Raw genomic sequence first — 9,085 nt, 5'->3', positions numbered from 1 at the left:
TAGGCATATTTGACCGGAAACTGCGTTATTTTACCGCCGATGGTCAATTAGTCCCCACTCCTCAAGAAGCGGAATTAGAGCAACGACAGGCAAAAGAACAGGCTCTTTTAGAAAAAGAAAGGGAACGACAAGCCAAGGAAAAATTGGCACAAAAATTGCGAGAATTAGGCATCGATCCCGATACAATTTAACTGAAGTGGCAAAAGTCCTAAATAGTCAGATGTTAAAATCAGACACCCCCCTTATTAAGGGGGGATTAAGGGGGGATCGACACCCCCCTTATTAAGGGGGGATTAAGGGGGGATCGACACCCCCCTTATTAAGGGGGGATTAAGGGGGGATTAAGGGGGGATTTATAATCAGCTACTTAGAGAAAGTAAACCTAAATGAGAGGTCGTGAGAAAACTTATGAGTGATATTGAACTTCGGCAGTCAGTTTATGACCTTCTTTCATCCCTGAGAGGATTAGATGCGCTCAAAAAATTATTCTGGTCTGAGTTAAATTACGAGCGAGAAAATCAAACCCTGTCCCGACGCAATTGGCCAGATAAAGCAGTAGAAGCATTAGCAGAAGATCCAATTTTATTAGCTTCTGGGGGGGAAGATTTTCAGGTTATTTATGCTCGTCTCAACTCTAAGCAACTGCTGCTCAATTTAGAGCGTCTTGTCGTTACTCAACTGCTAAAAAACCATCCCTACACTCTCTTTGTTTTCTCTGATTTCCACCAAGAACGGTGGCATTTTATCAATGTTAAATATGATGTCAAACAAGAAAAACGGCAAGTCTTGCGGCGAATTACAGTGGGTCCGGGGGAACAGTTACGAACCGCCACAGAACGCCTAAGTTTACTAGATTTAGATAATATTAGTTCCGAGTCTCCTTTAGCAATTCAGGAACGTCATGATGAAGCTTTTGATGTTGAGAAAGTTACTAAGAAATTTTTTGAACAGTATCGCTCGGTCTTTGAAAAAGTTGAGCAATTAATTACTAAAACTATCCCTAATGCTGACCAGAGAAGACTATTTACTCAGAAGCTATTTAATCGCCTGATGTTTATTGTTTTTATCCAGAAAAAAGGTTGGCTGAAGTTTAACGAACAAACAAACTATCTAGAAACCTTATGGCAGGATTATCAGAATGATAACAGCACCTCGCACAAAAACTTTTATCATAATCGCTTGACTTATCTGTTTTTTACGGGACTGAATAATCCCCAACAAACGGATATTATTGGTATCAATAACGGTGGTTTTCTTCGGCAAATAATCGGCACAGTTCCCTATCTTAATGGGGGATTATTTGAACAGGATGAAGATGACCGCAATCCTAATATAATAGTACCCGATCAGGCGATCGATGTTATCTTACGGGGCCTTTTTAGTAATTTTAATTTCACGGTGACTGAGAGTACACCCCTTGATGTGGAGGTAGCAGTGGACCCAGAAATGTTGGGTAAAGTGTTTGAGGAATTAGTCACGGGGAGACATGAATCAGGTAGTTATTACACACCTAAACCGATTGTTTCTTTTATGTGTCGGGAGGCGTTGAAGGGATATTTAAGCAGTAAGTTAACTTCTGAAAACAAAGAAGCGATTGAGCTTTTTGTTGACGAATATAATGCTATTAACTTAAAGAATCCAGAGGCAGTTTTAGAAACCTTAAAACAGGTCAAAGTCTGCGATCCTGCCTGTGGCAGTGGTGCTTATTTATTGGGAATGTTGCATGAGTTATTAGATTTGCGTCAGTGTTTATTTGCTACTAAAGGCATTGATTACAAAACGGTTTATCAGCGCAAGTTAGAGATTATTGAAACTAATATCTATGGAGTTGATATCGATCCTTTTGCGGTTAATATTGCTCGCTTAAGGTTATGGCTTTCCTTAGCGGTTGAATATGAGGGAGACAATCCGCCACCGCTACCGAATTTGAAGTTTAAAATCGAAACAGGAGATAGTCTAACTGCTCCTAATCCCCAAGGTTCTGGGATGGTGCGCGAGGAGTTTATCCATCGGTTTAGGGAAGCTAAAGCGAAGTATTTAAGAGCGCATTTAGGCAGTGATAAACAAAGTCTTGAACAGGAGATTAATGAGGTTAAGAAACAGATTGCTTTATTAACCCATGGCAGTGCTTCTGTGATTGCGAGTGAAAAGGAAGCTATCTCAAAAGGGTTTGATTGGGTGGTGGAGTTTGCCGAGGTATTAGCGGAGGGAGGTTTTGATATTCAGGTAGCAAATCCCCCCTATGTGAGACAGGAATTGATTAAGGATTTAAAACCAACTTTAAAGCAGGTTTACCCTGGCGTTTATACAGGAACATCGGATTTATATTGTTTCTTTTATGCGAGAGCTTTACAATTACTTAAAACTGGGGGAATGTTAGCTTTTATTTCTTCTAATAAGTGGTTTCGAGCAAAGTATGGGGAGAAGTTAAGACAGCATATCGCTGATACTTGTCAGGTAAAAAGTATTACCGATTTTGGTGAATTGCCAGTATTCAAGAGTGCGACAGCTTACCCGATGATTTTTATCTCTCAAAAGAGTGGTAAAGTTAGTAACTTACCGATTTTTACTCAAGTTAAATCCTTAGAAGAACCTTATCCTGATGTCTTAGCTATTATTAAAAAAACTGGACAGAATTTACCAAAAGATGCGATTAAGGGAGCAAATTGGTTATTAACTGATGCGTCCTCTGCTAACCGTTTACAGAAAATGGCAGCAGCCGGTATTACTTTAGGTGAGTATGTTAACGGACAGATTTATCGAGGTGTATTAACTGGATTTAATCAAGCTTTTGTGATTGATGGTGCAAAACGAGCAGAATTAATTGCTAAAGATACTAAAAGTGCAGAGATTATTAAACCTTTAGCTGTGGGTGCTGATGTGCGTAAATGGCGCACAAATTACAAAGACAAATGGTTGATTTTCACTCCTTGGCATTTTCCGTTACATGAAGATACTAGCATTACTGGAAGTTCTCTTAAAGCTGAAAAAGAATTTGAGCGAATATATCCATCTATCTATGGTCATCTTGCAAAATACAAAAAGGAACTTTCATTGAGAAATAAAGCTGAAACTGGAATTAGATATGAATGGTATGCACTACAAAGATGTGCAGCTACATATTTTAAAGAATTTGATAAACCTAAGATTGTTTATCAAGCTTTTCAAGTAAAACCTTGCTTTGCCTTTGATAATAATGGTATGTTTATCAACAATGCTGTATGGATGATAGTAATTGATGATTTATATTTATTAGGTATTTTAAATTCTCAATCCTTTTGGCAAGAAATAACCCGTCATTGCACACAAATCCAAAACGGATACCAATTACTAAGAGTATATCTTGAAAAAGCTATAGTTCCAAATGCTTCTGAATCGGAAAAAGAACCCATCATTAAATTAGTACAAAAATGCTTAGATGCCAAAGGAGTTAACTGTGAAGAATGGGAGAAAGAGATAGATGAGAGAGTAGCGGCATTGTATGGATTGTAAGGGGTTAGATACCCGAATTATTAAAGAAGTCGGGTATCTGAAATCATCACAGCGAATCTGTTAAAATAGAGGTAAATAACCCAGTCGTCAGATGAGAGAGTAGCGGCATTGTATGGATTGTGAACCTTAAGATTGTTACAAGATGCTAAAATTAGGAAAACCTGCTAAAATCAGGATATGCCAGCTAGGGATATCACAGAGAGGAGATCGTAGAATGGCAATCAACTACAGTGAATTAGTTAAATCCCTAATTGAAGAACAAGCTAAAATTCAGCAGTCTAGTGAAATTTCCCTAGAAATAATCTTTGACGATCTGAGAAAACATTATTTATTAGTACAAGTTGGTTGGCATAATAATCATTGGATTTATGGATGTCTTTTACATTTAGATATTATTAACAACAAAGTTTATATTCAACAGAACAACACAGAAATTTCGGTGGCTGAAAAGTTAGTTGAACTAGGAATTCCTAAAACAGATATTGTCATCGGATTTCACTCTCCATTTAAACGAAAATTCACAGAATATGCCATTAATTAGGAGTAAAAATAATATGGAAAAACAACTTATCAAGCATTACAATTACCAATAGAATTAATTCAAGAAACTCTCTCTATTCTAGATCGTGAAACTGCCGTCTTAGTTGAGCAAGCTTTATCCTAAACTACTATGAAAGTACAAGGAATTATCAAAGGCAATACTATTGAGCTATTAGAGGATTTATATCTTCCTAATGGCGTAAAAATTTCTCTAGAAATCCCCGATAATTTAATTCAAAAAAAATTATTGTGGGAACAAATTGAAACCTCAATCGGAGTCTGGAAAAATCAACCAGAACTCGATGATATATTTTCTGAAATTGACCAAGAACGCCATAGATCATAGTTCAATCAAGGCAGCAGAGACAATGATTGAGTAGGTGGTATAATGTGAAATTACCCAATCCTAAAAATACCATTATTGATGATAACAAATTGACTGGTTATGCCCTGAATCTAAATCATTCAGATGGACAGCATAAAGCTAGGGTTTTTAAATCCGTCTTAAACTTAGATATTAATAACGTTCAATTTCTTAAAAATGCACTCCTAGAAGCAGTTAAAACCTATGATGCTATTCCTGACAAAATCAATCAATATGGACAAAAGTATGTTATTGATTTTCCCCTGACTCATCAAAACAAAACCGCCATTATTCACAGTGTTTGGATCATCAGAAATGACGAAAATATAATTAAATTAAAAATGGATTTTAGGTTCGATCCCCCCTGCCCCCCTTGATAAGGGGGGTGCCGATAGGCGGGGGGATCCCCCCTTAATCCCCCCTTAATAAGGGGGGCATCTGACAACTTTTAACGCCTACCTACTTATGTACTTTAAGGAGATAATCAAATGAAACTCTTAGATGTAGTTGCCTTATTAGAAGACTTACCCCAATTAGGATTATATTGCGGACAAGTCGGAACAATTGTAGAAGTTTATGAACCCACAGTTTTTGAAGTGGAATTTAGCGACACATCAGGACGTGCTTATGCTATCGAAACCTTACAAGAAAATCAACTAATGTTATTACATCATTCTCCCTTAGAACCTAAAAATTTAGCTGTAAATATAGGGTAAATTTTCTTAAAAAACATTATTCATATAACAATTCTCTTATGGATATCGAACTATGCCTACCCACGACATCATCGACAATCGCCAGCAAAAATTAGTCGATAACATCAACCAAATTCTTCACTCTTCAGAAGCCGCTCATTTTGCCGTCGGTTACTTCTTCCTCTCCGGCTTTACTGCGATCGCACCTCGTCTCGCCACCATCCAACAAATGCGCCTCCTGATTGGCAACACCAGCAGCAGGGAAACCATCGAACAACTAGCAGAAGGCTACCGCCGCTTAGAACTAATTAAAGACCATCTAGAGGCACAAGAATACCCCAAACGGACAGAACGCAAGCAGATGGCAACAGAAACCGCCGACAATATTCGTTCCAGCGTCGAACTAATGGACCAAACAGATGAAGCAGAAACCTTAGTAAAAAATCTGGTTCAAATGATTGAAGAAAAACGCCTTCAGGTGCGAGTTTATACTAAAGGGCGACTCCACGCTAAAGCCTATATCTTCGACTACGGGACAATTTATAACCAGCAGGGACAACCTTTGGAACGTCAAGAAAAAGGCCTTGCTATCGTTGGTTCTTCTAACCTTACTTTATCAGGAATTTCCCACAATACCGAACTTAATGTTATCGTTCACGGTAATGAAAATCATGCCAGTTTAACAGAATGGTTCAATCAACTTTGGCAGGAAGCAACAGAATTTGATGAAACACTGATGCAGTCTTTAAAACAGTCTTGGGCGATGATGCCAGTACGTCCCTACGACATCTATATGAAAACTCTCTATATGCTCGTGCGCGATCGATTGACAGAAGAAACTGCCAGCGAAATGATGATAGATAACGAAATTACCGAGAAACTAGCAGACTTTCAAAAAGTAGCAGTTAACCAAGCTGTTAAACTCATCCGCGAGTATGGAGGTTGTTTCGTTTCCGATGTGGTAGGACTAGGAAAAAGCTTTATTGGTGCTGCCATTGTCAAACGCTTTGAACAAGTGGAAAAAGCCCGCCCCTTAATTATTTGTCCAGCGCCACTGGTGGAAATGTGGGAACGCTACAACGAAATTTATCAACTTAACGCCCGCGTTTTATCGATGGGATTGCTGCGGGAAGATGAAACCAGTGGCATCAGAGTTTTATTAGAAGATTTTAAATACAAAGATCGAGATTTTATCTTAATTGATGAAAGTCATAACCTGCGGAATGCCGCAACCCAAAGATATAAAATCGTCGAAGCCTTTTTAGCAGCTGGGAGACAATGCTGTTTTCTGACAGCAACTCCTCGTAATAAAAGTGCTTGGGATATTTATCATCAGATTAAACTTTTTCATCAAGATGATAAGACAGATTTACCCATAGAACCGCCCGATCTAAAAGAGTATTTTCGATTAGTAGAGAAAGGGGAAAAACAGTTACCTGACTTGTTATCTAACATCTTGATCCGGCGCACCCGCAACCACATTTTACGCTGGTACGGCTTTGATGCCAAGACTCATAAACCCGTAGATGCAGACAATTTCAAGGATTATTTAAACGGAAATCAACGCGCTTACGTTATTGTGGGTGGTAAGCATCAGTTTTTTCCCAAAAGAGAACTACAAACCATTGAATATAGTATTGAAGATACCTATCAAGGACTTTACCAAGAACTGCGCCAATATTTAGGGAAATCTCGCCAACAGCAACCAGCTAACCCTCGTAAAAATGAACTTTGCTATGCTCGTTATGTTTTGGGAAATTATGTATTACCAAATAAGCGCAAACAAGAACCATTAATCAGTTTACAAACTGGGGGAGCAAATTTAAGAGGACTGATGCGAGTCCTGTTATTCAAACGCTTTGAATCTAGCGTTTATGCCTTCCAACAAACTGTTAAGAAATTACTGCAAGTCCATCAACGCTTTCGAGAAGCTTTACGCCAAGGAATTATCCCCGCCGGGGAAGAAGCTCAAGCAATTCTCTGTGAACCAAACAATGGGGAAGAACAAGACATTATCGATGCCTTGAGTCAGGCATCTGGGAAGTATGATCTAGCTGATTTTGATGCCCCAAGATTGCAGAAACACCTCGAACATGACATCCAATTGCTAGAGAGAATTTTGCACTTAGTTGAGCCAATTACCCCAGACAAAGACGCTAAATTACAAACTCTCAAAAATTGGTTGAATAAACCTCCTCTGCAGGATAGCAAGTGCCTCATCTTTACTCAGTATGCTGATACCGCCTCTTACTTATATCAAAACCTCAATCCTAACGGCGATCGAGACGATCTAGAAGTCATCTACAGTGGCGATAAAGATAAGGCGCGGGTAGTGGGAAGATTTGCCCCTAAAGCCAACAAATACTATAAATTTCAACAGGGAGAGTCGGAAATCAAGACTTTAATTGCTACCGATGTTTTAGCCGAGGGTTTAAACCTACAAGATGGCCACCTGATTGTTAATTATGACCTGCATTGGAATCCTGTCCGACTCATTCAAAGGTTTGGTCGGATCGATCGGATTGGCAGCGAGAATGATGTGGTTTACGGCTTTAATTTTCTCCCAGAGACGGGATTAGAGCGGAATCTAGGATTACGACAAAAACTCAAAAACCGCATTCAAGAAATTCACGAAACCATCGGTGAGGATGCGGCAATTCTTGACCCCACAGAACAGCTTAATGAAGAGGCTATGTATGCAATTTATGAAAAAAGTGGTAGTCATCAATTAAGTTTGTTTGAAGACGAGGGAGAATTTCTCGACCTCAATGAAGCGGAAGAAATTCTCAGACAACTCCAGCGAGAAAATCCGGCTGAATACGAACGGATAGCTAACCTGCCTCATGGCATCCGAACGGCTCGCTTTTCTCTCAATAAGGGCATAATTGTCTTCTGTGAAGCTTCTTATCCGAACCGCAAAGATTGGAAGGGCTACCAGCAATTATATTGGCTCGATGAACGGGGAGAGATCATATCAAAAGATACTGCCCGCATTTTAGGAATGCTCAAAACTAACCCAGAAGAAGCAGCACTGCCGCTGCCCAAAAATTACAACCAAGCAGTGATGCAAGTCAAGGTTAAATTTGCCCAAGAAGTCCAGCACCGCCAATCGGAACGGGAGTACAGCCGTTCTCTGACTCAAGCACAGCGCTACATCTTGCGAGAATTGGGACTGCTGTTTAAAACCACTCAGGATGAAGAAATCCGTAAGCAGGTTAACCTATTAGAACAGGCCTTTCGCCAACCGATTACCACTGTACTGAAGCGCGAGTTAAACCTGATTAAGCGCCGTAGCCTGACAGGAGAAGCTTTGTTTAGCGAACTGAAGAAATTATACAGCCAACATGAGATGCGGGACTGGTTAGATCGCCGTCGCTTGCAAGGTGAGGAGCAACCAATTCCCATCATTATTTGCAGTCAGGCTTTAGTTTAGAAACGGCGATCGGTCAAGGTATAGGATTAAGGGACTTGCGCTTTGATAATCTACCTTTTGGGCGAACGCAGTTCGCCCCTACATTGTGGACAAAATCCGTTACTGTAGGGGTGCAATGCTTGCGCCCTCCGATCGATCAGGTTTGCTGATCACTCTAAGTAGGGGGAGAGCCTTCGAGAGCCTCCGCAGCTAAGGGACTTGCGCTTTGATAATATGCCATCTGGCTGGTCTGATTCTTCTACAGAGCGATTTTCTGGCTGGGATATTATTCCCACGCAAGTTCCTAAGTTATTGGTTAAAATCTCCCAGCACCATCTCTAAAGTAGTGAGAAAAAGCTATAATTAATCAATCCTAAAATACCGGGAAAAAGTCATGACAGCCCTAGACATAATCCCAGAAGTTGCCTGTCCCCCCACAGATTTATGGAGTGATGAACCACCCTTGGAAAGTGATCTACACCTGCAACAGATCATCATTCTCCTTAGTTGTCTAGAATTATTATGGCGCGAGAGGAGTGATTACTACGCTTCGGGAAATCTAACCATCTACTACAACGAAGA

6 protein-coding genes and 2 pseudogenes are annotated in these 9,085 nt (G+C 39.8%); all 8 read left to right on the top strand.

Annotated features, from left to right (window positions below; genetic code table 11):
* Positions 1-191, top strand: a pseudogene (locus EWV60_RS06420) (Uma2 family endonuclease); the annotation flags it as partial.
* Positions 192-408: 217 nt separating this feature from the next.
* Positions 409-3,492: an Eco57I restriction-modification methylase domain-containing protein gene (locus EWV60_RS06415; RefSeq protein ID WP_287231613.1), complete on the top strand. Its 3,084-nt coding sequence runs from the start codon at positions 409-411 to the stop codon at positions 3,490-3,492.
* 214 nt (positions 3,493-3,706) lie between these two features.
* Entirely contained in the window at positions 3,707-4,033 is a 327-nt protein-coding gene (locus EWV60_RS06410; protein ID WP_002734933.1) for a XisI protein, read from the top strand.
* A 129-nt stretch (positions 4,034-4,162) separates the two neighbouring features.
* Positions 4,163-4,378: a hypothetical protein gene (locus EWV60_RS06405; RefSeq protein ID WP_287231612.1), complete on the top strand. Its 216-nt coding sequence runs from the start codon at positions 4,163-4,165 to the stop codon at positions 4,376-4,378.
* Positions 4,379-4,422: 44 nt separating this feature from the next.
* On the top strand, positions 4,423-4,773 hold the full coding sequence (locus EWV60_RS06400; protein WP_287231611.1) for a DUF6883 domain-containing protein: 351 nt from the start codon (positions 4,423-4,425) through the stop codon (positions 4,771-4,773).
* A gap of 111 nt (positions 4,774-4,884) precedes the next feature.
* Positions 4,885-5,112, top strand: coding sequence for a DUF4926 domain-containing protein (locus EWV60_RS06395; RefSeq protein WP_002790332.1), 228 nt, complete (start codon positions 4,885-4,887; stop codon positions 5,110-5,112).
* A gap of 52 nt (positions 5,113-5,164) precedes the next feature.
* Positions 5,165-8,524 (top strand): helicase-related protein, encoded by a 3,360-nt coding sequence (locus tag EWV60_RS06390; RefSeq protein ID WP_287231610.1) that lies wholly within the window; start codon positions 5,165-5,167, stop codon positions 8,522-8,524.
* A 373-nt stretch (positions 8,525-8,897) separates the two neighbouring features.
* Positions 8,898-9,085 (top strand): annotated as a pseudogene (locus tag EWV60_RS06385) (Uma2 family endonuclease); the annotation flags it as partial.

Origin of the sequence: Microcystis sp. Msp_OC_L_20101000_S702 (assembly GCF_007095705.1) — a bacterium.
Lineage (GTDB): Bacteria > Cyanobacteriota > Cyanobacteriia > Cyanobacteriales > Microcystaceae > Microcystis > Microcystis ichthyoblabe_A.
The sequence above is the reverse complement of the archived record's forward strand: the minus strand, read 5'-3'. Positions and strand labels throughout refer to the sequence as shown.